20 protein-coding genes are annotated in these 26,551 nt (G+C 70.6%); 14 read left to right on the top strand and 6 right to left on the bottom strand.

The annotated features are described in order from the left end of the window. A partial coding sequence (locus ACFO0C_RS31565) for a diguanylate cyclase domain-containing protein (protein ID WP_378070364.1) occupies window positions 1-1,482 on the bottom strand: 1,482 nt, incomplete at its 3' end. A gap of 306 nt (window positions 1,483-1,788) precedes the next feature. Here ACFO0C_RS31565 and ACFO0C_RS31560 point away from each other — a divergent pair. Continuing rightward, window positions 1,789-3,507 (top strand): diguanylate cyclase domain-containing protein, encoded by a 1,719-nt coding sequence (locus ACFO0C_RS31560; protein WP_378070363.1) that lies wholly within the window; start codon window positions 1,789-1,791, stop codon window positions 3,505-3,507. A gap of 96 nt (window positions 3,508-3,603) precedes the next feature. Here the strand turns inward: ACFO0C_RS31560 and ACFO0C_RS31555 are convergent, their stop codons facing one another. Continuing rightward, window positions 3,604-4,377, bottom strand: coding sequence for an IclR family transcriptional regulator domain-containing protein (locus ACFO0C_RS31555; RefSeq protein ID WP_378070362.1), 774 nt, complete (start codon window positions 4,375-4,377; stop codon window positions 3,604-3,606). Window positions 4,378-4,477: 100 nt separating this feature from the next. Here ACFO0C_RS31555 and ACFO0C_RS31550 point away from each other — a divergent pair, with 100 nt between their 5' ends. The 4 genes from ACFO0C_RS31550 to ACFO0C_RS31535 are packed head-to-tail and all read left to right on the top strand — an operon-like array spanning window position 4,478 to window position 7,798. Then, entirely contained in the window at window positions 4,478-5,437 is a 960-nt protein-coding gene (locus tag ACFO0C_RS31550; protein WP_378070361.1) for an ABC transporter substrate-binding protein, read from the top strand. Next, window positions 5,434-6,237 (top strand): ABC transporter permease, encoded by an 804-nt coding sequence (locus ACFO0C_RS31545; RefSeq protein ID WP_378070360.1) that lies wholly within the window; start codon window positions 5,434-5,436, stop codon window positions 6,235-6,237. The genes ACFO0C_RS31550 and ACFO0C_RS31545 overlap by 4 nt, the downstream gene beginning before the upstream one ends. Next, window positions 6,234-7,010 (top strand): ABC transporter permease, encoded by a 777-nt coding sequence (locus tag ACFO0C_RS31540; protein WP_378070359.1) that lies wholly within the window; start codon window positions 6,234-6,236, stop codon window positions 7,008-7,010. Before ACFO0C_RS31545 ends, ACFO0C_RS31540 begins: the two co-directional genes overlap by 4 nt. 11 nt (window positions 7,011-7,021) lie before the next feature. Next, entirely contained in the window at window positions 7,022-7,798 is a 777-nt protein-coding gene (locus tag ACFO0C_RS31535) for an ABC transporter ATP-binding protein (RefSeq protein WP_378070358.1), read from the top strand. Window positions 7,799-7,864: 66 nt separating this feature from the next. Here ACFO0C_RS31535 and ACFO0C_RS31530 read toward each other — a convergent pair whose 3' ends face one another. After that, window positions 7,865-9,457 carry an alpha/beta hydrolase gene (locus ACFO0C_RS31530; protein ID WP_378070357.1) on the bottom strand — a complete coding sequence of 531 codons (1,593 nt, stop codon included), beginning with the start codon at window positions 9,455-9,457 and terminating at the stop codon, window positions 7,865-7,867. A 230-nt stretch (window positions 9,458-9,687) separates the two neighbouring features. On the opposite strand from ACFO0C_RS31530, the gene ACFO0C_RS31525 reads away from it, so the two are divergent. Continuing rightward, a complete protein-coding gene (locus tag ACFO0C_RS31525) occupies window positions 9,688-11,178 on the top strand; it encodes a M28 family metallopeptidase (RefSeq protein WP_378070499.1) in 1,491 nt (496 codons plus the stop codon). 113 nt (window positions 11,179-11,291) lie between these two features. Further along, on the top strand, window positions 11,292-11,759 hold the full coding sequence (locus ACFO0C_RS31520) for a DUF2510 domain-containing protein (protein WP_378070356.1): 468 nt from the start codon (window positions 11,292-11,294) through the stop codon (window positions 11,757-11,759). A gap of 33 nt (window positions 11,760-11,792) precedes the next feature. Here the strand turns inward: ACFO0C_RS31520 and ACFO0C_RS31515 are convergent, their stop codons facing one another. Together ACFO0C_RS31515 and ACFO0C_RS31510 are read right to left on the bottom strand one after the other, a co-directional pair. Next, a complete protein-coding gene (locus ACFO0C_RS31515) occupies window positions 11,793-12,395 on the bottom strand; it encodes a hypothetical protein (RefSeq protein ID WP_378070355.1) in 603 nt (200 codons plus the stop codon). Next, window positions 12,392-13,264 (bottom strand): ABC transporter ATP-binding protein, encoded by an 873-nt coding sequence (locus tag ACFO0C_RS31510; RefSeq protein WP_378070354.1) that lies wholly within the window; start codon window positions 13,262-13,264, stop codon window positions 12,392-12,394. Before ACFO0C_RS31510 ends, ACFO0C_RS31515 begins: the two co-directional genes overlap by 4 nt. 221 nt (window positions 13,265-13,485) lie before the next feature. On the opposite strand from ACFO0C_RS31510, the gene ACFO0C_RS31505 reads away from it, so the two are divergent. From ACFO0C_RS31505 to ACFO0C_RS31495, 3 genes are all read left to right on the top strand, one after another. Then, the gene (locus tag ACFO0C_RS31505) at window positions 13,486-13,953 is read left to right on the top strand and encodes a hypothetical protein (protein WP_378070353.1); all 468 of its coding nucleotides are present in this window, start codon (window positions 13,486-13,488) and stop codon (window positions 13,951-13,953) included. Beyond that, on the top strand, window positions 13,913-14,593 hold the full coding sequence (locus tag ACFO0C_RS31500; RefSeq protein ID WP_378070352.1) for a class F sortase: 681 nt from the start codon (window positions 13,913-13,915) through the stop codon (window positions 14,591-14,593). Before ACFO0C_RS31505 ends, ACFO0C_RS31500 begins: the two co-directional genes overlap by 41 nt. A gap of 191 nt (window positions 14,594-14,784) precedes the next feature. Further along, window positions 14,785-16,647: an adenylyl cyclase gene (locus ACFO0C_RS31495; protein ID WP_378070351.1), complete on the top strand. Its 1,863-nt coding sequence runs from the start codon at window positions 14,785-14,787 to the stop codon at window positions 16,645-16,647. Window positions 16,648-16,660: 13 nt separating this feature from the next. Here the strand turns inward: ACFO0C_RS31495 and ACFO0C_RS31490 are convergent, their stop codons facing one another. After that, on the bottom strand, window positions 16,661-17,077 hold the full coding sequence (locus tag ACFO0C_RS31490) for a universal stress protein (RefSeq protein WP_378070350.1): 417 nt from the start codon (window positions 17,075-17,077) through the stop codon (window positions 16,661-16,663). A 60-nt stretch (window positions 17,078-17,137) separates the two neighbouring features. Between ACFO0C_RS31490 and ACFO0C_RS31485 the strand changes: the two genes are divergently transcribed. The 4 genes from ACFO0C_RS31485 to ACFO0C_RS31470 all read left to right on the top strand — a co-directional run bounded on the left by ACFO0C_RS31485 (window position 17,138) and on the right by ACFO0C_RS31470 (window position 26,541). Continuing rightward, window positions 17,138-18,508 (top strand): APC family permease, encoded by a 1,371-nt coding sequence (locus ACFO0C_RS31485; RefSeq protein WP_378070349.1) that lies wholly within the window; start codon window positions 17,138-17,140, stop codon window positions 18,506-18,508. 170 nt (window positions 18,509-18,678) lie between these two features. Then, entirely contained in the window at window positions 18,679-20,019 is a 1,341-nt protein-coding gene (locus ACFO0C_RS31480) for a helix-hairpin-helix domain-containing protein (RefSeq protein ID WP_378070348.1), read from the top strand. A gap of 881 nt (window positions 20,020-20,900) precedes the next feature. Then, window positions 20,901-21,143: a hypothetical protein gene (locus tag ACFO0C_RS31475; protein WP_378070347.1), complete on the top strand. Its 243-nt coding sequence runs from the start codon at window positions 20,901-20,903 to the stop codon at window positions 21,141-21,143. 691 nt (window positions 21,144-21,834) lie between these two features. Beyond that, window positions 21,835-26,541, top strand: a complete 4,707-nt coding sequence (locus tag ACFO0C_RS31470; protein ID WP_378070346.1) for a beta-propeller fold lactonase family protein — start codon at window positions 21,835-21,837, stop codon at window positions 26,539-26,541. Window positions 26,542-26,551 lie beyond the last annotated feature (10 nt).

Genomic DNA, 26,551 nt, shown 5'->3' with positions numbered 1-26,551 from the left:
GGCGCGCCCGTCGAGACCGCCGGCCGGCGTTCCGCCGGAAAGAGATGCGGTGGCAACAGAACCATTTCCTGCGCGGGCGGCGATAGAAGAGATGAGAGCGTCGGAGGCGTACGGGGAGGAGCCAGCAGTGGACGGCACAGCGAAGGTGGCGGTGGACGCCACACCCAGGCGGGCGTTGAGGAGCAGTTCGTGTTCGCCGGCGTGGACCGGGTGGTGCAGCACCTCGGCGAGACGGCCGGCGACGGTGGGCCCATCGCCGGGGAGCGTGTCGTGGACGAGGACGGCGAATTCGTCGGCGCCCATCCGCGCGACCATGTCACCGTCACGGATGCTCTGGCGCAGCAGGTCGGCCACCGCGATGAGCGCCTGGTCTCCGACCGCACGGCCGAGCCTGTCGTTGACGTGTTTGAATCCGGCGAGGTCGATCATGATCATGTGACAGGGGGCGGTGGTCACGGCGTGAGCGGCCCGCTGTTCGAAGGCGCGGCGGTTGGGCAGGCCGGTCAGGTCGTCCCGCATGGCCAGTTCGCGCAGCTGGCGGGCCTGCGAGTCGACCCGCGAGATGTAACCGTTCATGCGCGTGGCGACGAGGACGAAAAGGGCCGTCGAGCCGACTGCCACGGCGCCCCAACTGACCCGGCCGCCGCCGTGTTCGCCCTGGACCAGGAGGACGGCGGGGACGAGGAGGGTGGAGGCGGTGAGGACGAGCAGGCGGCTGCGGCCCAGGCCGTCACGGTCGCCGGTGACCGGACGGGCCATCGACGGGTGGGCGGCCGCGGCGGCCCAGCAGGTGTAGGCGGCGAGGTATCCGGCGTAGAGATGGACGGCGTCGACGATGCCGGGCACGAGGGTGTAAAGGATGTTGCCGGCCAGGGTGATCGCACTACCGGCGGTGAGCAGCCACAGGCTGGGGCTACGCGGGCCGCGGCGCAGCACGAGCGGGGTGACGACCGCGCACAGCAGGACTCCGACGGTGGGGTATCCGGCGGTGACGACCCGGGTGAGGACGGGCAGCGTGGAGTCGGCGAGGACCGGCTCGATCATGAAGGTCCAGTAGACGATGCCGACCCCGACTCCGATGATCGCGGAGTCGATGAGGTTGCCGCTGAGGAAGCCGCCGCCGCTGGGGCGTTCCCGGGTGAGGCGGAAGAGGGCGATCGTCAGCAGGGGGTAGGCGCCGAGGTAGAGCGCATCCGCCCAGGAGGGGAATGTCGCTTCGCCGCCGATGAGGATCTGCGCGGCGTAGACGAGGTCGCCCAGGACCCAGGTGGCGACGCCGGCGGCGAAGAGGTACCAGTTGCGCTCGGCGGCCGGGCGGTGCCGGCGGGCGCCGCGGACCATGAGGGCACACGAGACGACCGAGATGGCGGTCGAGAGAGCGAGGGAGACCCACCCGTAGGGCAATGTGGTGTAGGCCGCGGCTGCACCCAGCCCGCAGATCAGCCAGATCAGCCACCCGGGAACACGCGAGACTCTCGGCACGCCGGTTAACTTCGGTCAAAACCCCCCGATTCTGAGTGCTCCCCGATCCGGACACCGTCGCCGCGTTCCTGATCTTCAGCAAGGTCTGGCCCCACCGGCCCCAGTAAGGGCCACACCGGCCCCAGCACGGCCCCCACCGGCCCCAGCACGGGCCCCACCGGCCCCAACAAGGTCTGGTCCCAGCAGCCCCGCCACACCCGCGGCAGCCGCCACCCGACGGGGTGGGTCCGACAGAGGTTGAGCGCTCAAGTTCCTTGGCCGGCCGCCGATGGGCTTCCTGCTCGAATTCGCGGGGAGTAGGCAGTCTTGATCAAGTACAGCCGGGTGTGTCTGGCGCTCTTCACGGTGGCGGCCGTCTGGTTCGCCGTCACCATGGTGCGGCCGGTCGGACCGTCGTGGCTGTTGTGGGCAGCCATCGCGCCGGCGGGGTTGCTGGCCTCGGCGGCGTTCGGGTCGGTGTCACGCAACCCCGGGCTGCCGGGGCCGACCCGCCGGTTCTGGCGGCACCTGGCCCCCGCTCCGGCGCTGACCGCTGCGGGGCAGATGGCGCAGGCCGTGGATGTGCTGACGCATCCGGGTGGGCGTACGTCGTACACCGGGACCTTGATGTTGATCTTCAGCGGTCTTGCCCTTCTCACCCTGGTCCATGCGCTGGGCCGGCTACCGGTCGGGGCGAACCGGGCAGGCGGCGCCCTGCTGGTGGCGCTGGACGCCGGGACCGTCGCTCTGGCCGCGGCGGTGTTCAGCTGGCACTTCGGCACCCGGCAGGCACTGCACGCCGGGATGACCTCCGATGTGCTGGTGTCGCTGGTGCTGACGGTGCTCGCCGTGCTGACGGTGTTCGCCCTGGCCAAAGCGGTGATGTCGGACTATTCGGCGATCGACGGGCGCGGGTTGCGGCTACTCGCCGCGGGGACGGTGCTCGGGGCGCTCGCGCCGATGCTCCAGCCGCTCGTCGCCGCCGCCGGTGATCGGCTGTTCGTGGCGCAGGTGCAGATTCCGCTGGTTCTGTGGTTGGCCGCCCGGGCCGCCGAGGAGCAGTGGCGGTCGGAGGGTCCGCGGGTCAAGTACCGCCGGCGTCCCTACAGCGTGCTGCCCTACGCGGCGGTGGCGGCGGTCGACGGCCTGCTGCTGGTCGCCGCCTGGCAGGGCTCCGACGACATGGTGGCGGTGGCGTTCACCGCGGTCGCGTTGACGGCGGTCGTCGCCTACCGGCAGATGACGGCGCTCCGGGAGAACAGCCGCCTCGTCGCACGGCTCGATCATGCGGCCTCGCACGACGCTCTGACCGGTCTCGCGAACCGGGCGCTCTTCCAGCGCCGGCTCACCGCCGCACTGGAGGACAGCCGGGCCACCGCCACGCCGCAGGACAACCCGGCCACCGCCACGCCGCAGGACAACCCGGCCACCGCCACGCCGCAGAACAGCCGGGCCACCGCCACGCCGCAGAACAGCCGGGCCACCGCCACGCCGCAGCTGAGCAGGCCAGAGGTGGCGGCTGGCGCCGCTGGCGAGCAGACCGCAGGCGGCGGGCGCGGCAGCGGCAGTAGCGGCAGCGGCAGTAGCGGCAGCGGCAGTAGCGGCAGCGGCAGCGGCAGCGGCAGCGGCGGGACGGTGCATGTGGCGCTGCTCGATCTGGACCGGTTCAAGGAGATCAACGACACGTTCGGGCATGAGGCGGGGGATCTTCTGCTGACCCGGGTGGCGTCGGCGCTGACCGCGGCTATCCGGCCCGGGGACACGGCGGCGCGGCTCGGTGGGGACGAGTTCGTGCTGGTACTGCCGGGGACGACCGGTGCCGAGGCGGCCGCGCTGGTGGACCGGGCACTGGACGGGCTGCAGGATCCGGTCCTGGTGGCGGGGCAGGAGTTGTACATCTGCGCGAGCATCGGCATCGCCGCGGGCCGGGCCGGTGACGACGCGGCGGAGGTGCTGCGCCGGGCGGACGACGCGATGTATGCCGCCAAACGTGTACCGGGTTCCGCCTACCTCATCCACGACAATGACAGCGCCGTCGCGGCCTAAAACATCACACGCGCCGAGCCACGTCCAGCCGCACATCATCACGCTGTACGAGAGCGACGGCGACGTGGTCCGCCACGGCTCGGAGGGCGCCGCGTGTCAGCGGCGGGCGGCGATCTTCAGGTCGGCTTCGATGGCTGCCGCCGCGGCCAGCAACGGTGGCAGGATGCGCTCGCGGATGTCGTCGACCGTCGCGCGGGCGGCGTGGATGGAGACGTTGACGGCTCCGGTCACCGTTCCCGAGCGGTCGCGGATGGGGGCGGCGATCGCCCGCAGGCCCTCTTCGAGTTCCTGGTCGACGATCGAGTGGCCCTGCCTGCGGACCTGGGCCAGCTCGGCACGCAACGCGTCTGCCGTGTGGATGGTCCGGTCGGTGAGGGCCTCCAGTTTGGCCCGGCCGAGGTAGGCCTCCAGCTCGGCGGCGGGGAGACCGGCGAGGATCACCCGGCCCATCGATGTGGCGTATGCCGGGAATCGGGTGCCCACACTGATGGCGACCCGCATGATCCTACTTGTCGGGACACGGGCCACATAGACGATATCGTCACCGTCGAGCACCGACATCGAGGACGATTCGCGGACCTCGGCGACGAGGCGTTCGAGGTGCGGTTCGGCGACCTCGGGCAGCGAGATGCTGGAGAGGTACGAGTACCCGAGCTCGAGGACCCGCGGGGCCAGCGAGAACAGCCGGCCGTCGGTGCGGACGTATCCGAGGTCGGTCAGGGTGAGCAGGAACCGCCGGGCGGCGGCGCGGGTGAGACCACAGACCCGGGCGACGTCACTGAGCGTGAGCTCGGCGTGCTGAGCGTCGAACGCGCGGATCACCGCGAGGCCCCGCTCCAGCGACTGAACGTAGTACGGTTCGCGCGGCATCAGATGATCGACCCGAATCGTTGACGTGACACGGGGCACATCATAGCGTTCTCCATGAGAACTCACGTTCGTCATGCGCACACATTTCGAAGGAGTAAATATGCGGCGACTTCTCGCGGGGCTCGCGGCGGCTGCGCTCGCCGGCTCCCTGGTGGCCTGTGGCACCGATTCCAGCGGTGGCACCAAGACCGAGGGCGGTGTCGACCAGGTCAAGGTCGGCGTCATCCCGATCATCGACGTGGCCCCGATCTACCTGGGCCAGCAGAAGGGCTTCTTCAAGAGCCGGAACATCGAGCTCACCCTGGAGGCCGGTCAGGGCGGCGCCGCGATCGTGCCGGGTGTGGTGAACAACCAGACCCAGTTCGGCTTCAGCAACCTGACCTCCCTGATGATCGCCCAGACCAAGGGTCTGCCCATCAAGGCGGTCGCCGCCGGTGTTTCGTCGACCGGGGAGGCCGGCAAGGACTTCGGTGCCGTGGTCGTGAAGGCGGACAGCCCGATCAAGACCGCCAAGGACCTGGCCGGCAAGAAGATCTCGGTGAACACGCTGAAGAACATCGGCGACACCGTCACCCGCGAGTCGGTCCGCAAGGCCGGCGGCGACGCGACGACGCTGAACTTCGTCGAGATGGCGTTCCCGACCATGCCGGCGGCCCTGGAGAAGGGCGAGGTCGACGCGGCCTGGGTGGTCGAGCCCCAGCTGTCGACGATCAAGGCGGCCGGTGGCCGGGAGATCGCCTCGACCTTCGTCGACGCCGCCCCGAACCTGACGGTGGCCGCGTACTTCACCTCGCAGAAGCTGATCGCTGAGAACGCCGACCTGGTCAAGCGCTTCACCGAGGCGGTCAACGAGTCGCTGACCTACGCCGACTCGCACCCGGACGAGGTCCGCGGGATCCTGGCCAGCTACACCAAGATCGACGAGAAGCTCCGCGCGTCGCTGGTGCTGCCGAAGTGGCCGACCCAGATCAACGAGGCCTCGGTGCAGACCCTCGCCGGCCTCGGCGAGAAGGACGGGATCTTCACCGGCACCCCGGACCTGGCGAAGCTCCTCCCGTGACGACGGCCCGCCCGGCCAACCCGGTCCGGTCCGGCAACCCCGCTCTGCTCGGGGTTGCCGGCCTGGCCGGGTTGCTCCTCGTCATGGAGTCGGCGCCGCGTGTCGGCCTGGTCGACGAGCGGTTCCTGCCGCCGGCCAGCACGATCGCCGGCGCCCTGGTCGACGAAGCGTCGGACCCCGCGTTCTGGACGGCGCTGTCCGACACCATGGTCGCGTGGGCGATCGGCCTGGCCCTCGCGGTCGCCGGCGGCGTCCTGGCCGGCCTGGTGATCGGGTCGGTGCCGGCGCTGCGGGCGCTGACCGCGTCGACGGTCGAGTTCCTCCGGCCGATCCCCTCGGTGGCACTCATCCCCCTGGCCGTGCTGATGTACGGCACCGACCTGGGCTCGACCCTGCTGCTGGTCTGCTACGCCTCGTTCTGGCAGGTTCTGGTCCAGGTGCTGTACGGGGTCGCCGACGTGGACCCGATCGCGTTCGAGACGGCGAAGAGTTTCCGGTTCTCGGCGTGGGCCCGGGTCCGGTACGTGCTCTGGCCGACCGCCCTGCCCTACGTTTTCACCGGTGTCCGGCTGGCCGCCTCGGTGGCCCTGGTCCTGGCGATCACGGCCGAGCTGGTGATCGGCTCGCCCGGCCTGGGCAAGGAGATCGCCGTCGCGCAGGCGTCGGACGCCGTACCCACCATGTACGCCCTGGTCGTCGTCACCGGCCTCCTCGGTGTCCTGATCAACCTGCTGGCTCGTACCGGCGAGCGCCGCCTGCTCGCCTGGCACCAGTCCGTACGGGGAGAGGTGGCCGTGTGAACGACATCCTCAAGAAGGTCGGGCTGGCGGTCGCGTTGCCGCTGGTCCTGTTCGTGGGCTGGTACGTGTTCAGCGCCGGCAGCACGAACTTCTACGCCCCGCCGCTGTCCGAGATCCTGACCGCGTTCGGCGACACCTGGCAGGCCGAGCGTCTGAAGGCCGACGTCCTGCCGAGCCTGTTGCGCCTGTTCGCCGGATACCTGCTGGCCGCCCTGATCGGTGTCGGTCTCGGCGTGGCGATCGGCCTGAACCGCCGGTTGCGCGCCACGCTGGAGCCGGTCCTGGAGTTCTTCCGGGCCATCCCGCCACCGGTGCTGGTGCCGGTGATCATGCTGTTCGCGGGCATCGGGAACGGCATGAAGGTGACCGTCATCGTGTTCGGGTGCATCTGGCCGATCCTGCTGAACACGGTGGAGGGGGTCCGTGCGGTGGACAGCGTGGTCCTCGACACCGCACGCTCGTACGGGGTGAACGGGTCCGCCCGGATCACGCACGTGGTGCTGCCGTCGGCCGCCCCGCAGATCGCGGCCGGACTGCGCCAGGCGCTGTCCATCGCGATCATCCTGATGGTGATCAGCGAGATGTTCGCCGCGAGCAACGGTCTCGGCTTCACCATCGTGCAGTTCCAGCGCAGCTTCGCGATCCCCGAGATGTGGAGCGGGATCATCCTGCTCGGCCTGCTCGGTTTCGTGCTGTCGCTGCTTTTCCGGCTCGCCGAGCGGCGGGCGTTGCGGTGGTACGAGGGCCTGCGCGCGGCGCAGCGCGCCGGCTAGGAGGAGCGACGATGCTCGAAGTCAAGGGATTGCGGAAGGTCTACCGGTCCGGGAGCCGCGAGGTCGAAGCGCTTCGTGACCTGACGTTCACGGTGGACAACGGTGACCTGGTCTGCCTGGTCGGCCCGTCCGGCTGCGGCAAGACGACGCTGCTGCGCTGCATCTCCGGCCTGCTCGACCCGACCGCCGGGGATGTCCGCGTCAACGGCAAGGCGGTCGACGGCCCGCCGGAGGGCATGGCGGTGGTCTTCCAGGAGTACGGGCGCAGCCTGTTCCCCTGGATGAGCGTGCGGGACAACGTGGAGTTGCCGCTCAAACAGAAGCGGGTCGAGAAGAAGCGCCGGGCCGAGCTGGTGGAGCAGTCGCTGGACGCGGTCGGCCTGTCCGGCTCGGAGTCGGCGTACCCCTGGCAGCTCTCCGGCGGCATGCAACAGCGAGTGGCCATCGCGCGGGCGGTCGCCTACGAGCCGCAGACGCTGCTCATGGACGAGCCGTTCGCGGCGGTCGACGCGCAGACCCGCGCCGACCTGGAGGACCTGGTTCGCCGGCTGTGGAAGCGGCTCGGCGTGACCATCCTGTTCGTCACCCACGACATCGACGAGTCGGTCTACCTCGGTCAGCGGGTGGTGATGCTGTCGTCGTCACCCACAGTGGTGCAGGACGAGCTGATCATCGACCTGCCGGCCGAGCGCGACCAGCTGACGACCCGGGCCGACCCGGCGTTCATCGCGATGCGGACCAGGGTCTACGAGCAGATCCAGGCGGCGAAGAAGAACGCCGGACAATAAGACGGCAGAAACAACGAGCCCGGTCATCCGTACGAGATGACCGGGCTCGTTGCTTTTAAAAGGGGGTCAGCGGACGCCGATCGCGTCGCGAACCTCAGCCCGCGCATCGTCGGTGGTGGTGAAACCGAAGGTGGTCAGTGCGGTCGGGTCCGGCTGCGGAATCGGGTCGCACTGCTTGTCGGAGCGGTTGCCGCGGACGCGGTCCGGCAGTTCGCCGGTGGCCAGGTAGGCGGCGATGGTGTCGTCGGTGCAGGCGATCCCGTTCAGCGAACCGGAGTGGGTGGTGCCGCCGACGCCCTCGATGAGGACCGAGCGCGGGAACTGCCTGCGGACCTCGAGAGCCCCCGAGTACGGCGTGGCCGCGTCGTTGGTCTCGGCGATCAGCAGCACCGGCGGAACCTTCTTGCCGTTGATGTCGACCGACTTGCCGGCCTTGGCACCCCAGTTGATGCAGGGCGCGTTGTACCAGGCGTTGTTCCAGGTGATGAACGGGTACTTGGAGTGGATCTTCCAGTTGTCCCGCTGCCACTTGGACCACTTCGTCGGCCACTGCACGTCGGTGCACTGGACGCCGAGGTAGACGGCGTAACCGTTGTCGGATCCGGCCGCGCCGGGCTCGGCGTACGCGTCGAGCAGCGGAGCCGGGTCCTTGTCGTTCACCCACGCGGCGAACGCCGAGGCGACGTCCTGCCAGCCGAAGACGTAGTAGCCGGCCGAGACGAAGATGTCGTTCCACTCGTCCGGGCCGATCTTGCCGGCGGCCGGGTTCTTGATCAGCGAGTACAGCGTGGAGTAGTACTTCTGCTTCACCGCCTTGGCAGTCGTGCCCAGGTGGTAGGTGGCGTCGTTCTTCGCGACCCAGCCGAAGAAGACGTCCATGTTCTTGTCGAACTGGATGTCCTGGTCGAGGTTCGCGTCGTACCAGACCCGCTCGGGGTTGACCACGCCGTCGAAGACGAACCGGCGGACCCGGTCCGGGTGCTGCGTGGCGTAGACCTGGCCCAGGTACGTGCCGTACGAGAAGCCGTAGTAGTTGATCTTCGACTGTCCGAGGGCCTTGCGCAGGCTCTCCATGTCGGCGACCGTGTCGGTGGTCTTCAGGTGGTCGAGCAGGGCACCGCCGGCCACGTCGCACGCCTTCGCGTACCCCTTGGCCTTGGCCTGCCAGGTCTTCTCCAGCTGCCGGTTGACCGGGACGTAGAACGGCCGGTTGTAACCGGCGTAGTTCGGGTCGCAGGTCAGCGACGGGACGCTCGAGCCGACGCCGCGCGGGTCGAAGCCGATCCAGTCGTAGAACTCGCCGGCGCCGTTCGGCACGTACTCGCCGAGCACCGCCAGGCCGAGACCGGAGCCGCCGGGGCCGCCCGGGTTCGTGAGCATGACGCCCTGGTAGGCGCTGTCAGCGGACTTGTGCTTGATCCGCGACACCGCGATCTTGATCTTGGTGCCGTTCGGCTTGCGGTAGTCGAGCGGGACCACCAGGAACCCGCACTGCGCGCCACGCGCCTGCAGACTGGGACGCGTACACGTACCCCAGTCGATGGCTGGTGGGTTGTAGCCGCCGGTCTTGGCCGTCGCCGTGGCCGCGACCGGAATCGTGCCGGCGCCGATCAGGAGACCGACGGAGGCGGCGATGGTGGCCGCCAGGATTTTGCGCATCCCTTGCCTTCCGTTGTCGAGCCGCCCGCCCGGCCGATCCGGCCCGGGGCGGTTCCCGCAGCTTAGCCATAGAGACATGGGCATGCGCCCACATGCAGACATGGGCATGAGCTCATGCCACGGTAGGTATCGATTGGTATGAACGGCTGAGCGCTCTCCGGTGCGATGCTTCGGGCTCTGACCGTTCCCCTCAGTACACGGAGGACAACCCCGTGCGAGCACTCTCCATCGTGGGCGTTGCCGGGCTGATCGCCTCGGGCATCGCCGTCACCACCCCGGCACAGGCCGCCCTCGCCGCGCCGGACATCCCGGTCGCCAACGTGAAGGCCCACCTCACCCAGCTCCAGAGCATCGCCACCGCCAACGGCGGCAACCGCGCCCACGGCCGGCCCGGATACCTGGCCTCGGTCACCTACGTGAAGAACCTGCTGGACGCGGCCGGGTTCACCACCACGCAGCAGTCGTTCACCTACAACGGGGCGACCGGCTACAACCTCATCGCCGACTGGCCGGGCGGCGACACGTCCGACACCCTGATGATCGGCGGCCACCTGGACAGCGTCACCGCGGGCCCCGGCATCAACGACAACGGGTCCGGCTCGGCGGGCATCCTCGAGGTGGCGCTGCAGGTCTCCCGGTCCGGCTTCCAGCCCGACCGGCACCTGCGTTTCGCCTGGTGGGGTGCGGAGGAGCTGGGACTGCGAGGGTCGACGGCGTACGTCAACTCGCTGACCACGGCCCAGAAGGCGGCGATCACGGGGTACCTGAACTTCGACATGATCGGTTCGCCGAACCCCGGGTACTTCCTCTACGACGGTGACAACTCCGACGGCACCGGATCCGGCCCCGGCCCGGCCGGCTCGGCACAGATCGAAGCCACCCTCGCCGCGTACTTCACCTCGATCGGTGTGCCGACCCGGGGCACCGACTTCGACGGGCGCAGCGACTACGGCCCGTTCATCGCGGCCGGCATCCCGGCCGGTGGCATCTTCACCGGCGCCGAGGGCAGCAAGACGTCCGCGCAGGTCACCCTCTGGGGCGGCACCACCGGCCGCTTCGACCCCTGCTACCACGCGTCGTGCGACACCACGTCGAACATCAACGACACCGCGCTGGACCGCAACTCCGACGCCATCGCGTACGCGGTGTGGACGCTCGCCGACGGCGGCACCACCACCCCGCCCGGCACCACGGTCTGGTCCGACGGCCTGGAGACCGCCACCGGCTGGACCCAGGGCACGACCGACACCGCCACGGCCGGCCGGCTGGAGCGCGGCAACCCGGAGGCCACCACCAGCTCCGGTGTCGCCACCCAGCTGAACGCCACCGCCGAGGGCAGCTTCGCCCTGGTCACCGGGGCGACCGCCGGGGCCAGCGCGGGCGCCAACGACCTCGACGGCGGAATCACCACGATCACCTCCCCGGCGATCACCCTGCCGACCGGCACCCTGACGCTCAGCCTGTCCTGGTACCTGGCCTACCTGAACAACGCGACCAGCGCCGACTACCTGCGGATCCGCGTGGTCTCGGGCACGACCACGACCACCGTGCTCAGCCAGACCGCGGCGGCGGCGAACAAGGCGGCGGCCTGGACGACCGCCACGGCGAACCTCTCGTCGTACGCCGGACAGACGATCCGCATCCAGGTCGAGGCGGCCGACGCCGGCACCGCGTCGCTCGTCGAGGCGGCCGTCGACAACCTCGTCATCACCAAGGCCTGACCCGATGAGTTCCGCCCGCCGGCCCATCCGGCGGGCGGAAGTCCTCAACCCCGCGTGCTCCCGGCCGATCAGGTACCTCAGCCCCTGCCCCGGCCCGAGAAGGAGCACCACCCATGACGCAGCCCGCCGGATGGTATGCCGATCCGAGCGGCCTGCCGGCGCGACGCTGGTGGGACGGCAGTCAGTGGACCGACCACGTCCAGCCCGGCGGCACGCCGATGCCACCGCCGAACGGCTACTTCCCGCCGATCCCGCCCAGCGGCCCGGCCGCACCGGGCGCGCACACGGTCGCGCCGGAGAACCCGGAGCAGACACCGCTCTACGCCGCCCAGCAGGCCGGGGCCCAGTACGGCGGCCTGCCGACCGTCGCCTCGTCACCGGCCGCCGTTCCGCCGCCGCATCCCGAGGTGCCCACCGCGCCGTACGCGATGCATCCGGTGGACGCCATCCCGGTCGCCTCGTCGCCGTCCGCCGCGCCGCAGCCGGTGCCGGCCGGGTGGCGGCGGATGGCCGGGCCGATCGCTCTCGGCCTGATCGCCGCGATCGTCCTGGCCCTGGTCGCCATCATCCTGCTGGGCTGATCAGCTTCATGCGGCCGGCTCGGCTTCCCGGTGTCAGTCGGCGGCGACGTCCCGGTGGATCGCCCAGACCGCCACCGGGACCGCCGCGGCCGTCCAGGCCAGCAGGACCAGCAGGGCCTTGGTGTTACCGGCCGAGGCCATCGCGAACGAGGCGAACGGCAGCCCGATCGCCATCCGGTTGATCAGGCCCTCGGCGAACAGCAGCCAGGCGAACACCCCGCCGAGCAGCCACATCGGGTGCCGCACCACGACCGTGCAGAGCGTGCCGAACACCGCCATCACCGGCGCCACCAGCACCGTCGAGCGGTAGTGCGCGGCACTCTCGCCGAGCAGCACCGCCACGCCGCTGACCGCGGTCAGCGCCGTGCCCAGCACCGCCGCCGAGAAGCACTGCGCGATCAGGACCCGCCAGCGGTGCGGCTGGTTGAGGAGCACCTGCACGATGGTCCGGTGCTGGTAGTGCTGCGCGGTCACGGTCACCGCGATGCCGAAGGCGCCGAGCCCGGCGAAGAGCGACCAGGCCTCCTTGCTGAACCAGCCGAACAGGGCGGCCATGAAGGCGAACCCGATCATCGCCAGCCACGACGACATGATGCTGACGCTGCGGTACAGCTCGCTGCGCACGACGGCGATCATCGGGCCTCCGCCACGCTCATGAAGATGTCCTCCAGGTGCTGGGCCTCGGCCACCAGCTCGTAGATCGCGACCTGGGCGGCGAGCGCGATGTCGCCGGCCTGCTCCGGGCCGAGACCGGAGACGAACAGGAACGGCCCGTCCGGTACGACCGTCGCGCCGTGCTGCTCGAAGGACTTCGCCAGCCGTTCCGGATCGGCGCCGCGCACCCGCAGGCGGGCGGTCCCGGTCAGCTCGGCGAGCGTTCCGGACGCCAGGATCCGGCCCTCGCCGATGATCACCACGTCGTCGACGAAGTGCTCCAACTCGGCCAGCAGATGGCTGGAGATCAGCACGGTGCCGCCGCCCGCCGTGTGCGCCAGCAGGAGCTCCCGCAGCCAGGCCATGCCCGGCGGGTCCAGGCCGTTCGCCGGCTCGTCCAGCACCAGCACCGACGGCTCGCCGAGCAGGGCCGTCGCCACCGCCAGCCGCTGCCGCATGCCCAGCGAGTAGTCGCCGGTCCGTTTCGTGGCGGCGTCCTCCAGGCCCACGTACTCCAGCAGCGGTCCGACCCGCGAGCGGGGGAAGCCGCCGAGCAGGGCCTGGGTGCGCAGGTGGGCGTACCCGGACTGGCCCGGGTGGCTCAGGCCCTGCTCGATGACCGCGCCGACGTGCCGCACCGGGTGGTCGAGCTCCCGGTAGCGGCTTCCGTTGATCAGCGCGGCGCCTCTCGTCGGCCGGGCCAGGCCGAGCAGGATCCGCAGCGTGGTGCTCTTGCCGGAGCCGTTCAGCCCGAGCAGGCCGGTGACGCGGCCGGGCGCGGCGGTGAACGTCACGTCACGGACCGCGTCCACCTTCCCGTACGTCTTCGTCAGATCCCGGATCTCGATCATGCGGCGTATTCTCGCGGCTCCTGTCAAGACTCGGACGGTAACTGTTCGGTCACTGTGATCGGGAGTCGTCAAGGTCCGAAGTGACCGATCATGGATTGACGGATGCGATTGCCGGGAACGGGGGATAGCGTCCCCAGCACGTGGTTCGGTCAGTCCCAGCTCTTCGGCGGAAGGACCGTATGTCCGGAAACGGTTCGCCAGCACATCGTGCGCCGAGCTCGGTGCAGCGCAACCGGCTGATCGCGGTCGGCGCGGGGCTGCTGCTGTTGCTGATCCTGCTCTTCGCGGTGCTGGCGCTCTGCACCAATCCGGACGATCCGGCGTCGACGACCGCCGACCCGGGCGCCTCGGTCTCGGCCTTACCGGGCGCCGGCTCACCGGGCCCCGGCTCCTCGGTCTCCGCCTCGCCGGGGGACGGCGGTTCGGCCGCGATTCTGCCCAGCGGGGGCACGACGGATCCCACCGGATCAGCCACCGGAGAACCCACCGGCGGGCCCACCGACGACCCCTCGGCGGAGCCTTCCGATGATCCGGAGGACGCGACGACACCGGAGGGTGGTGTGGACGCGGGTGGCGGCGGTGTCGTCTCGGGGCGCCGGCTCGCCCTTCTCGTGACCGGTGGATTCCTTCTCGTGGCGGCGGCCGCGAGTGGGGCGTACGCCGTCCGTCGCCCTCTGCACCACCGCTGACCTGGACATGCCGGAGATCCGTGACCGCCGGGCGGCGGTTTTCGCCGGCGTCCTGGCGCTGCTCGGCGCCCTGACCGTCGCTCTCGGACTGCGTACCGAGGACGGCCTGCCACCGCCGCCGGCTCCCGCGGCCCCCGCCCCGCCCTCGGCCGCGCCCTCGCCCCGGTCTCCGGAGAAGGCTCTGGCACCGGCGGTCCCGGTGCGGCTGCGGATCCCGGCGATCGGTGTGGACACCGCGATCATGCAGCTGGGGCTCCAGCGGGACGGTTCCCTGGAGGTGCCTCCGCTGCGCGGCGACGCACCCGCCGGCTGGTACCGGGACTCACCGTCGCCGGGCGAGACCGGCGCTTCGGTGCTCGCCGGGCACGTGGACACCGCGCGGGACGGCCCGGCGGTCTTCTTCCGGTTGCGCGAGCTCAAGAGCGGAGACCCGATCGCGGTACGGCGTGACGACGGCACCGTGGCGACGTTCCGCGTGTCGCGGGTCGCGCTGTATGCGAAGCGCGACTTCCCGACCGCCGAGGTGTACGCGCCGATCGATCGTCCGGGGCTCCGCCTGATCACGTGCGGGGGCGCTTTCGACCGGAGCGAGGGCAGCTATCGGAGCAATGTGGTGGTGTTCGCCGACGCTGCCCGATGAGGGGTCCACAGGGGTCCGAAACCGCTTCCGGGACCGGTTCCACCCGTCTTTTCGGTCAGCTTGGTTCCGGAACTCGCCAGGTTCATACCGATCAAGGTGGTATGCCGGATCAGCCTGCTTGACATGGAGCTTCGACGATTGGTTCTGTGACGGGCATCATTGCGATCTTGTTTCGGAAGGAATCCCTCCGCATGACGAGACCCCGCCCGATCCGTCGCGCCGCCGCGGTGGCGCTCACCCTCGGGCTCGCCCTCAGCGTGGCACCGGCCCTGCCGGCGTCCGCGCACGGTTGGACCGCCGGCGTCCAGGACCTCGGCCCCAACGTCACCGTCTTCGACCCGAGCACGCCGGTCAGCCAGATCCAGGCCACCCTGGACGCGACCTACGCCAAGCAGGTCGACAACGAGATGGGTACGGCCCGGTACGCGTACCTGTTCAAGCCGGGCACCTACGGCACCGCCGAACAGCCGCTCCAGATCAAGGTCGGCTACTACACGGAGATCTCCGGTCTCGGGGCCAACCCCGGGGACGTGGTGATCAACGGCAAGGTCGAGGCGTACAACCGCTGCCTCGGCTCCGACCCGGCGAACCCGAACTGCATCGCGCTGGTCAACTTCTGGCGCACCCTGTCCAACCTGACCGTCAACATCAACGGCGCCGGCCAGGACGGCTGCCGCCAGACGGCCAACTTCTGGGCCGTGTCGCAGGCCGTCTCGCTGCGCCGCACCCAGTTCACCGGCGGCACCCTGTCGCTGATGGACTACTGCACCGCCGGCCCGCAGTACGCCTCCGGTGGTTTCATCGCCAACTCCAAGCTGCCGACCACGGTCAACGGTTCGCAGCAGCAGTGGCTCACCCGCAACAGCGAGGTGGAGAGCTGGTCCAACGCCGTGTGGAACCAGGTCTTCGCCGGCGTCACCGGAGCGCCCGACGACTCGGCGTTCCCGAACCCGCCGTACACCACGCTGCCCACCACCCCGGTCAGCCGGGAGAAGCCGTTCCTGTTCGTCGACGCCAAGGGCAAGTACCAGGTCCGGGTACCCGCGGCCAAGCGCAACACGGCCGGCTCCTCGTGGGACGACACCTCCGGCCGTACCATCGCGCTCTCCGACTTCTACGTCGCGAAGCCCGGTGACTCGGTCGCGAAGATCAACCTGCAGCTGGCCCTCGGCAAGAACCTGCTGCTCACCCCGGGCGTCTACGACATCGCCCAGAGCATCCACGTGTTCCGCCCGAACACCGTGGTGCTCGGCCTCGGCCACGCCACGCTCACCGCGGTCAACGGCTCGATCCCGCTGGACGTCGCCGACGTCCCCGGCGTGATCGTCGCCGGCGTCACCATCGACGCCGGCACCAAGGAGTCCCCGGTCCTGCTGCGCGTCGGCCGTCAGCACGGTCTCGGCTTCAGCTCCGCGGCCAACCCGACCACGCTGAACGACGTGTACTTCCGCGTCGGTGGCCCGCACATCGGCAAGACGAACATCGCGCTCGAGGTGAACAGCGACGACGTGCTGATCGACCACACCTGGGTGTGGCGCGGCGACCACGGCGTCGAGGGCTTCACCAACGGCGTGAACGGCGACACCGACCGGTGGAAGACCAACACCGGACGGTACGGCGCGGTCATCAACGGTGACGACGTCACCGCGACCGGCCTGTTCGTCGAGCACTTCCAGAAGTACAACACCGTCTGGAACGGCGAGCGCGGCACCACCGTTCTCTACCAGAACGAGCTGCCGTACGACCCGCCGACGCAGGCCGACTGGATGAACGGCAAGGTCCAGGGCTACGCCGGTTACAAGGTCGGAAGCAAGGTCAAGAAGCACCAGCTGTACGGCGGAGGCGTCTACGTCTTCAACCAGAACAACCCGTCCATCCACACGGCCAACGGGTTCGAGGTGCCGAACACGCCCGGTGTGAAGCTGAAGCACATCATGACCGTCAACCTCAGCGCCGGTGTCATCGACCACGTGGTCAACGGCGTCGGTGAGGCGGCCGACACCACGAAGGTCGGCCAGCCGGTCTTCGTGACGAACTACCCCGCAGTCCCGTAAGGCACGCTGGTGGTCACCCGGACACGGGGCGGGTGACCACCAGTACCGGACGGCCCGCCTTCTCGATCAGGGTCAACGGCACACTTCCCAGCAGCCGCTGCGCCATCACCGGGCGTACGCTCGACCCGGCCACGATCAGGTCGGCCCGCTGGTCCCCCGCGAACCTGATGATCTGCTCGGCCGGGCGGCCCGGCAGGACCGTGTGCGTCGCCTCGATGCCGGCCGCCGCCAACCGCGACGTGGCCGCCTCCGCCGCCTTCCGCGCCCGCTCGGTGTAGACACTGCGTGGCATCGGCGCGAGATGCTCACTCTCCAGCTCGTCCACCGCGACCACCGCCACCGACGCGCCGGTCTGCCGCACCAGATCGGCGACCGCATCGGTCACCCACGGTTGCTCCGTCTCGGGGTTTGCGGCGAGCACGATATGCATGTCACTCAAGGTACGCGTAACGTCACTTATCCGCAGTGGACCTTTTCTCGGGGAGCACTCATGGCGGATGTGGCACCGGCTACCCAGCAGCCGGAACTCAACCGTGTCATCGGCCCGGCCCTCCTGCTGCTCTTCGTGGTGGGCGACATCCTCGGCACCGGCGTCTACGCGCTGACCGGCAAGGTCGCCAACGAGGTCGGCGGCGCGGTGTGGCTGCCGTTCCTGCTGGCGTTCGTGGTCGCGCTGCTCACCGCGTTCAGCTACCTGGAGCTGGTCACCAAGTATCCACGTGCGGCCGGGGCGGCCCTCTACACGCACAAGGCGTTCGGGCTGCACTTCCTCACGTTCATGGTCACCTTCGCGGTGATGTGCTCCGGGCTGACCTCGGCGTCCAGTGCGTCCAAGGCCTTCGCCGGCAACTTCGGTTCGGCGTTCGACCTTTCGCTGGGCCCCTCCTCCGGCTTCGCGGTGACGGCGGTCGCCCTCGGCTTCATCGTCCTCGTCGCGCTGATCAACTTCCGGGGTGTCGGCGAGAGCGTCAAGGCCAACGTGGTGCTCACCTGCGTCGAGCTGACCGGTCTGCTGATCGTCATCGGGGTCGGCGCGTGGGCACTCGGCGGCGGGAACGGCGACCTGTCCCGGCTCACCGAGTTCAACACCCCGCCCGGGGAGAGCGTGCTGCTGTCGGTCACCGCCGGAACCGCGCTCGCCTTCTTCGCCATGGTCGGCTTCGAGGACTCGGTGAACATGGCCGAGGAGACCCGCGACCCGGTGCGGATCTTCCCCAAGGTGATGCTCATCGGGCTCTGCGTCACCGGGGCGATCTACGTGCTCGTCGCCGTCTCGGCCGTCGCGCTCGTCCCGCCGTCCGAACTCGGCTCCGGCGACACGCCGCTGCTCAAGGTCGTGTCGGCCGGGGCACCCGGGTTCCCGCTGTCGGTCTTCGCGTTCATCACGATGTTCGCGGTCGCCAACTCGGCGCTGATCAACATGATGATGGCGAGCCGGCTCCTGTACGGGATGGCCAACGAACGGGTCCTCCCCACCGTCCTCGGCAAGGTCCACCGCACCCGCCGCACCCCGTGGGTGGGCATCGTGTTCACCACGGTCATCGCGTTCGGGCTGATCTGGTTCGCCGACCTCACCGCGCTCGGCGGAACCACGGCACTGCTGCTGCTCTGCGTCTTCACCGTGGTCAACGTCGCCGTCCTGGTGCTGCGGCGGGACCCGGTGTCGCACAAGCACTTCCGGGCACCCACCGTGATCCCGGTCATCGGGGCGGTCGCCTGCGCGTTCCTCGCCAGCCCCCTGTCCGGGCGGGCCACCGCCGACTATCGGGTCGCCGGGGTGCTGCTGCTCATCGGCGTGGTGCTGTGGCTGATCACCTATCTGTCCAACCGGTTCATTCCGGGCACGATCTCCCGTACCTGATCGGGTGACCGGTCGTTTGACCGTTGTCCCGTGCCTTTGGTGTAAAACCCCCGGACGTCGCAGGTGGTAGCTGTTCGACGTTGGTCGACACCCACGTCGTCACAGCTCATCGGGATGTGCAAAGCTGCCCGCTACCACAAGCACCCTCCTCTCCTGTCCGGAGGCCCGATATGGCATCATTCCTCTACTTTGTTGCCGGGCTCGTGATCGGCGCGATAGGCGGTTGGCTGGTCTGGGGACGCCGTTCCGGCGCCACCACGGCCCCCGTAGCCAGCCCGGCCCCCGCGGCGGTCGCCGCCCCGGCCGTCGCCGAGAGCTCCCCCGCCCCTGCCGCCGACTCCCCTGCCGCCGACGACAACGACGCCGTGGCGGCACCCCTCACTTCCGACGCCGCGCCGGTCACCCCCGCCGCCGCGTCCCCCGCCGCGCCCTCTGCCACGCCGGAGTCCGCCGCCGTCTCGCCCTCTGACGCGCCCTCTGCCGCGCCGGAGTCCGCCGCAGTCTCGCCCTCTGACGCGCCCTCTGCCACGCCGGAGTCCGCCGCCGTCTCGCCCTCTGCCGCGTCGGAGTCCGCCGCCGTCTCGGACTCGACCGTCGCTGCTCCGGATTCGGCCGAGTCGGAGCCGGCCTCCGAGTCGGTCTTGTCCGGGTCGACCGCTACCGAGTCGATCATCGCGGCTGAGGAGCCGTCGTCGGAGGAGTCCGCGAAGGCCGAGAGCGCGGAGCCCGAGACCCTCGCCCTCGCCGAGCCGGTCGCGGACACCCCCGCCGCCGAGCCGGTCACCCCCGACTCCGCCACCGATGCCGACCCGGATGCCGCGGACGCCGACCCGGTTGCCGCGGACTCCTCCGCTTCCACCGACGCCGAGCCGGTCACCGCCGAACCCACCGCCGTTGATGAGCCGGTCGTCGCGGCCGGCACGGAGAGCCCGACGGACGGCGACGAGCCGACCGTGAAGCTCGCGACCGGACGGGCTTCCGTGGACGAGGTAACCCCGGCCGCCGCCGCTGAGCCGAACGCGGTCGCTGAGCCGACCGCGGTCGCCGAGCCGACCGCAGTCGACGCGCCCGCCGAAGTCGCTGAACCCATCGCGGCCGCCGACGCCGCGCCGGCCGTTGCCGAGCCCACCGTGGCGGTCGTCGAGCCGGTCGCCGCACCGGAGCCGGTCGCCGCTGCCGAGCCCGTTGCCGCTCCCGAGCCGATTGCCGCACCAGAGCCGGTTGTCGCGCCCGAGCCGGTCATCCCGGCACAGGCCGTCATCACCGCCGAGCCGGACCTCGTGGGCATCCCCGCCCCCGTCGCCGAGCCCGACGACCTGACGAAGATCCCCGGCATCGGCCCGAAGGTGGCGATCGCTCTGGCCGCTGCCGGCATCACCACCTACGCGAAGCTCGCCGACTCTGACGTGGCCAGCCTCAAGCAGGCGATCAACGCGGCCGGCATGCGCGGTTCCGCAAGCCTCGCCACCTGGCCGGACAGCGCCCGCGAGCGGGTCGGCGCCAAGAGCTGAATTCCCGGCCGGACGCTCACCGAGCACCCGGCACACGGACAGGGCGTGGCCCGGTGCACCGAGAGGCACCGGGCCACGCCCTTCGCCGTCCCAGCACGCTTCCGCACCGTTCCCGCCCCCAGACCTCGCCTCCCCACAATCCCGCACCATGACCCCTCACCTCACGGTGCTCCCGCGCGCCATGACCGCCTCCACCACCCCCACACCATGACCCCTCACCTCCCGGCGCTCCCGCGCCATGACCCCTCGTCTCCCCAGCACTCCCGCGCCGAACCTGGCCGATCTTGATCGATTTGCCACCGGATCCGGTGGTGAATCGGTCAAGATCCGGCGGGCGGGCGGCGGGGCGCGACGTAAGCAGAGGGCGGGGCGAACGCAGGGCGAACGCGGTATGGGGCAAACACCGGCGAACGCGGCGTAGGACCGACGAACCGGGACCGGACACCGAGACCGGTCCCGGGACGGGGACCGAAACCGGGACGGGGACCGAAACCGGGACCGGGACCGGGACCGGGACCGGGACCAGGACCGCGACCGGGACCGCGACCGCGACCGGAACCGAGACCGGAACCGAGACCGCGACCGGAACCGAGACCGCGACCGGAAACGAGACCGAGACCGGAACCGAGACCGAGACCGCGACCGGAACCGAGACCGCGACCGGAACCGCGACCGGAACCGAGACCGAGACCGCGACCGGAACCGAGACCGAGACCGAGACCGAGACCCGGGACCGGGACCGGGACCGGGACGATGGTGCGGATGGTTGCAGGGCGGTTGTTGCTCAGGTCACTGGGAGAAGTTGCAAGTCGGGAGCGGGGTGGACGATGTAACCGGCTGCCAGCGAGGGATCGCAACCGGAGAGCAACGGAGGAGCCACGATGAAGGTCAACGCCGCTTCCCCCTCGGACTACGACAGCTCGGCCGCCTACGGCCGGTTGCAGAGTGCTCGGGCCAAGCTCGTCCGGGATCAGATTCCTACGGCTGCGGCGCCTGCCGTCGTCACCGCGGACCGGGCCGCCGTCGTCCACGCGGAGGGTGAGGTGGCCCGGATCGAGGCGGCTCGCGCTACGGCGGTGGCCAACTTCCAGCGCAGCGGGCGGTTCCTCGACGTGTACGCCTGAGGAGCCCGGGACCGGCCGAGCGGACACGTTCGGCCGGGGCCCCTCGTGACTGTCCGGGGGCGGCGGCTGCTGGGTGGGTGATGCAGTCAGGGAGCGGGGTGGGTGAGTGGGTGATCTGACACGGTCAGGGAGCGTGGGTGGCTGGATGACCTGACGCTGTCAGGGCGCGAGGATGGGTGGGTGATCGGATGCGGTCAGAGGGCGGGGTGGAGCGGTGAGGGACGCGGTCAGCCCGGCGGGCGCGATTTGGCCGTGAGGGGAGGCCTGGCTTGCGGGGTAGTCCGGGACGGGTGGAATGCGGTTGTGGGAGGGCGACGTCCGTACCATCGCATGGTCTTGATCTGAGTCGGACAGAATCGGCTGCCTTCGGTGGCGCAAGGGTTTGACCTGACGCATATCGGTCACATTGATGTCCGCCCACGTCAGCCCACCGGATCCGGTGAATTCCGGAAATTTTTGGTGACTGCGCGCCCGGCCCGGAACACCATGGGAAGAGGCCCGTCCATGCTGTCGCCTCATCAACATCACCGCAGGTGGATCGACAACTGCGTTAGTCATTGACCGATCATGAATGCACCGTCGAATACCGAGATCAAGAACGCTGCGCGGTGGAGAAATCGCGGTTCGTAATCTTCTCGGGGTTTCGTGTCCGGCCTCGGCATCGCACCATGGATGACGGGTGATGCATTCGATGAACGCGCGACGACTTGCGGTAGTCATCAGCGTCGAGCAGCACGACGATCCCGTGTTGCGTCGATTCTCGGTGCCCTCGGCCGATGTTCCGGCGCTCGTGGAGGTGCTCGGGGATCCGGCGCTCGGCGGGTTCGAGACGGCGCATCTGCGGGATCCGGGGGCGCGGGAGGCGTACGGGCGGGTCAAATCCCTGTTCGAGGGGCGTGACCAGGAGGATTGTGTCCTCGTCTACTTCCGTGGCGTGATGCTGACCGGGCCGGGTGGCGGACTCTATCTGGCGGCCGCCGACACCGTGATGGGCCGGCCGGCGGAGACCGCCGTCGACGTCGCCCAGGTCGCCGCGCTCATGCAGCGCAGCCGTGCCGGGCAGGCCGTGGTGCTGCTCGACGGGCGGACCGGTGGGCCGGTCGACGCCGGGCACCACTTCCGGGCGGCACGTTCCGCCGAGTGGCAGAGTCGTGTCGTCATCGCCGCCACGCCGCGGCCGGAGCCACCGACGTTCGCCGGACTCATCGCCGAGGGGGTCACCGGCGGCGCCGCCGACCGGGACCGCGACGGCTGGATCGGCATCAGCGAACTCTACGATCACCTGCGCGAACGTGACCCCAGCGTGCGGCAGTGGGTGTTCGGGTCGGGGCGGCAGCCGTGGCTGGCCCGGATCCGCCGGGCCGGCAGTGACCAGATGGCCCTCATCGCGCAGCTCGCGGTGGCCGCCGCCGGCCACGACCTGTCCCGCGCGGTCGAGGCACGCGAGGCGCTGCGTCGTCTAGCCACCGGCGAGGGCCGGGTCGCCGCCGCCGCGACCGCCGCGCTGCGCCGCACCTCGATCCGCATCACCGAACCGTCCCTCGACTTCGGCCGCGTCGCCCCCGGGAGCCGGCAGTTCGGCGCGGAGGTCGAGGTTCAGGGGCCGCCGCTGGCCGCCGCCTCGGTCGTGTCGAGCACCGTCGACGGGCTCCACGCTCGGCTCGAAGGCAATGTGCTGCGGGTTTCGTGGTTCCCGACGGTGGGGCGGCTCGACGGGGTGATCACTCTGGAAGGGCCGGCGGGTGGGGCTCGGCTCGCGGTCACGGGTGAGGTGTCCGAAGAGCCGGGCACCAGCGGTCCGCCGGCCGGGCCGCCCGGGTCTCCCGTCGCTGTGCCGTCCGGGCCGTCCGGGCCGCCCGGGTCTCCCGTCGCTGTGCCGTCCGGGCCGTCCGGGCCGCCCGGGTCTCCCGTCGCTGTGCCGTCCGGGCCGCCCGCCGGCGGGACCGTCGGGTGGGGTGCGACCTGGGCCGTCGTCGGCCCTGAGACCGCATGGCCCGGGGAGTCCGCGGACGGTGCCGGTTGGCCGGCGCTTCCGGCAGGCGATCCGGTTTCCGCTGCAGACCCTTCTTCCGGTACGGGCGGGGCAGCGCTACCTCCAGGAATCCCGGTCTCGGGCGCGCCCGGTGTGCCCGCGGGTGGTGATGTCCGGCATCCGGTGAGTGATGTTTCGGGGAGTGGGCCGGAGCGAACCGGGTCGACCGGTCCGGCCGGGTCGACCGGTCCGGCTCCGTCCAGTGCGCCGCCTCCGGCCGGTCCGGTTCGCGGGGTCTCACCGTGGGCTCCGATCAGCGGGCCGCCGTCGCCGGGAGGCTGGTCGCAGCGTCACCCGAGTGGTGGTCAGCCGGAGACGGGTACCGCGTGGGGTTCGGGCGCTCGCGAAGGGCTCGCCGCGCCGTCGGCCGCCGCTGACCCGCCGTCGGCGGTTCCGTCGGCTGTTCCGTCTACTTCTCCGTCGGCGGTTCCGTCAACTGTTCCGTCGGTGTCGGAGGAATCGCCGCTCGTCGCACCGAAAGCGACGGTTCGGGGCTCGTTCCCGGTGGTGGCACCCACCGGGCCGGGCGAGGATCCCGAGCCGGAGTTCGGAACCGGAACCGGAGCCGCAGCCATCCAGGATTCGGGGGTTCGGCCGGAGGCGGCCGAGCCGACCGGGGTCTGGCCGGAACCCGCCGCCGCCACAACCGGTCAGGATGCCCTCGACACCGACCAGCCGGGCGACGCGTTGCCGCAGCCCTCCGCGGAAGGTCCCACCACTGGTGGAGGGATCGACGGGGGTGGTTCAGCAGCGGGTGACCCGGTGACGGCCACCGAGACGACCGGCGACGAAGCCGCACTCCAGGGCACTGAATCGGTCGGCACCGTCGACGACGCGTCGGGGGAAGCGGCGAGCGAACAGGAAGACGCCGGCGACACGAGCAGTACGCCGGAGGACGGCGGGGCGGCCGGGAGCAGTGCGGCGGCTGGAAGCGGTGCGGCGGCCGGGAGCGATGCAGCGGCCGGGAGCGGTATGGCGGCTGGGGCCATGACATGGCCGGGCGGGAGTTCCGGTGTGTGGGGGCGGTCGGATCCGGATGGGGTCTGGCCTTCGGCAGGGCGCAAGCCGGGACAGGCTGCCGCCTCGGGACAGGCTGCCGCCTCGGAGGAGGAACCGCCCGCATCCGCGGATACCCCGGACGATCCTGCCGGCGATCCGCCGAGGTCCACGACCGGCGACGCGTCTGACCTCGACCCCGCCGGAGCCGGCCCCACCGGCAGCGAAGCCAGCGGCAGCGAAGCCAGCGGCAGCGAAGCCAGCGGCAGCGAAGCCAGCGGCAGCGAAGCGTCGGGCGTGGCGATTCCCGGTCCCCGGCAGCCCGCCGATGCGAGCGCGCCGTGGGTGAAGGAGCCGGCCCAGACCAGTCCGACGCCGGCGGGATCCGTCGAGGCGGGCGTCGGGTCCGCGGCGGCTCCCGGGTGGAGTGGGGCCGAGCATCCGGTGTCGGCGAGTCCGTGGGGGGCCTCGCCCGCAAGGGTGGAGAACGGGAACGGTGGGCCTGCCGGAGCTACGCCCGCCCCGGCCTGGCCGGGAGAGCATGACGCTGCGCCGACCTCGGGCGTTCCATGGCCGGTGTCTGCCCCGGCGGCGGCCGATCCGGTCCACAACGTGCCGTCACCGCGCGCCCCTGAGACGACGGGACCGGCGGAGCCGGCCGGAACGACGGGGACGGCCACAACGGCCGGGACAGCCACAACGGCCGGGACAGCCACAACGGCCGGGACAGCCACAACGGCCGGGACAGCCGGGACGACGGGGACGGCCACAACGGCGCCCGACGGTCAGGACCCGGATGCGACCACACCGGTCGTTCCCGAAGGGGCGCGGCAATGGCCCGGTGAGCAGTGGCCCGGCGCGAACGGGCCGGAAGCGCCGGGTCCGGCCGGCGGCGGATCGTGGCCCACTTCGCCGGGGAGCGGCTGGCCGACGTCTCCCGCTTCGGCGTGGCCGGGAACGGACTCGTGGTCGGCCGCACAGGGTCACGGCACGACCTACCCGGCTCAGCCGGTCAGCGGCCAGCCGGGCACCGGCTACCCCGGCGGCGGGCAGAGCGGAAGCGGGCAGAGCGGCGGCGGGTATCAAGGGGCGCGGCAGCAGCCTCGGACCGGGTATCCGGCCGGTTACCAGGGTGGCTATGCGGGTGGCCCGGTCGGGAACGGGTACGACTCGGGGGCCGGGTCGGGCGGGACGGGGTATCCGCCGGGGGCGGGCGGTCCCCCGTACCCACCGGAAGGGAAGAAGACGCGGCGGAAGGGCGCGCTGATCGCCGGTGCCGTCGTGGTGGTCGCGCTGCTCGCCGGTGGGACGTATGCCGGGGTGCGGTTCGCGCTGGCCGACAACCGGACGGAGGCGGCGCCGCAGACGACGCCCACGCAGGGGCAGACGACCGACGCGCAGCCAGGTGCCGGGACGAGTGTGCCGGCGACGGATCCGGCGGGGACCGAGGTTCCGGCGCCGCCGAGTCTGACGAAACCGGTGGTGGTGGACAGGATCGGTCTCGGGCGGGAGCCGGAGGGCGTGGCGGTCTCGCCGGACAACAAGACGATCTACGTGGCCGACCAGGACTCGAAGGACGTCCACTTCGTGGATGTGGCGTCCAAGAAGGTCGGCGTGGTGAAGGTGCCGAACACGCCCCGGTTCCTGGCGCTGTCGGCGGACGGCAGCCGGCTGTACGTGACGTTGTTCGAGAACAACTTCACCGGGAACGGGCTGGCGGTGATCGACACGGCGAAGCAGTCGCTGGTGAAGACGATCCGGACCGGGCCGCGGCCGTTCGAGCCGGCGGTGGCGCCGGACGGGACGGTGTGGGTGCCGATTCACAACGGGGCGCGGGTGGAGATCTACGATCCGCAGTCGCTGACCGAGGCGGCGCGGATCTCGGTGCCGCCGAACCCGCACTGGATCGTGTTCACCCCGGACGGGCGGACCGCGTTCACCGCGAACCACGAGTCGAGTCAGATCTCGGTGGTGAACGCGGCGGACCGGCTGGTGCTGAAGAACTTCAAGGTCGGCCGGTCGCCGCATGCGCTGGCGGTCACCCCGGACGGCACCCGGCTGGTGGTGACGAACTACGACCTCGACACGGTGGAGGTGTACGACACCCGCGATCAGCGCCTGGTCCACAAGGTCAACGTGGGTAAGGAACCGCAGGCGGTGATGATCTCCGCGGACGGGAAGCACGCGTACATCGTCAACGAGGGTTCGGACAACCTGTCGGTCATCGCGCTCGGTGATGGCAAGGTGGTGTCGACGGTTGCTGTCGGTGACAGTCCACGGGTGAACGCGATCTCTCCGGACGGGCGCCGGCTGTATGTGACGGATGGGCGAGGGAAGACGGTTACCGTGCTGAGAACGACCGAGGAGTGATGATTCCCTG

This window comes from Actinoplanes subglobosus (assembly GCF_042650585.1).
Taxonomy (GTDB): Bacteria; Actinomycetota; Actinomycetes; order Mycobacteriales; family Micromonosporaceae; genus Actinoplanes; species Actinoplanes subglobosus.
This window is presented reverse-complemented; position numbering and strand designations above follow the sequence as displayed.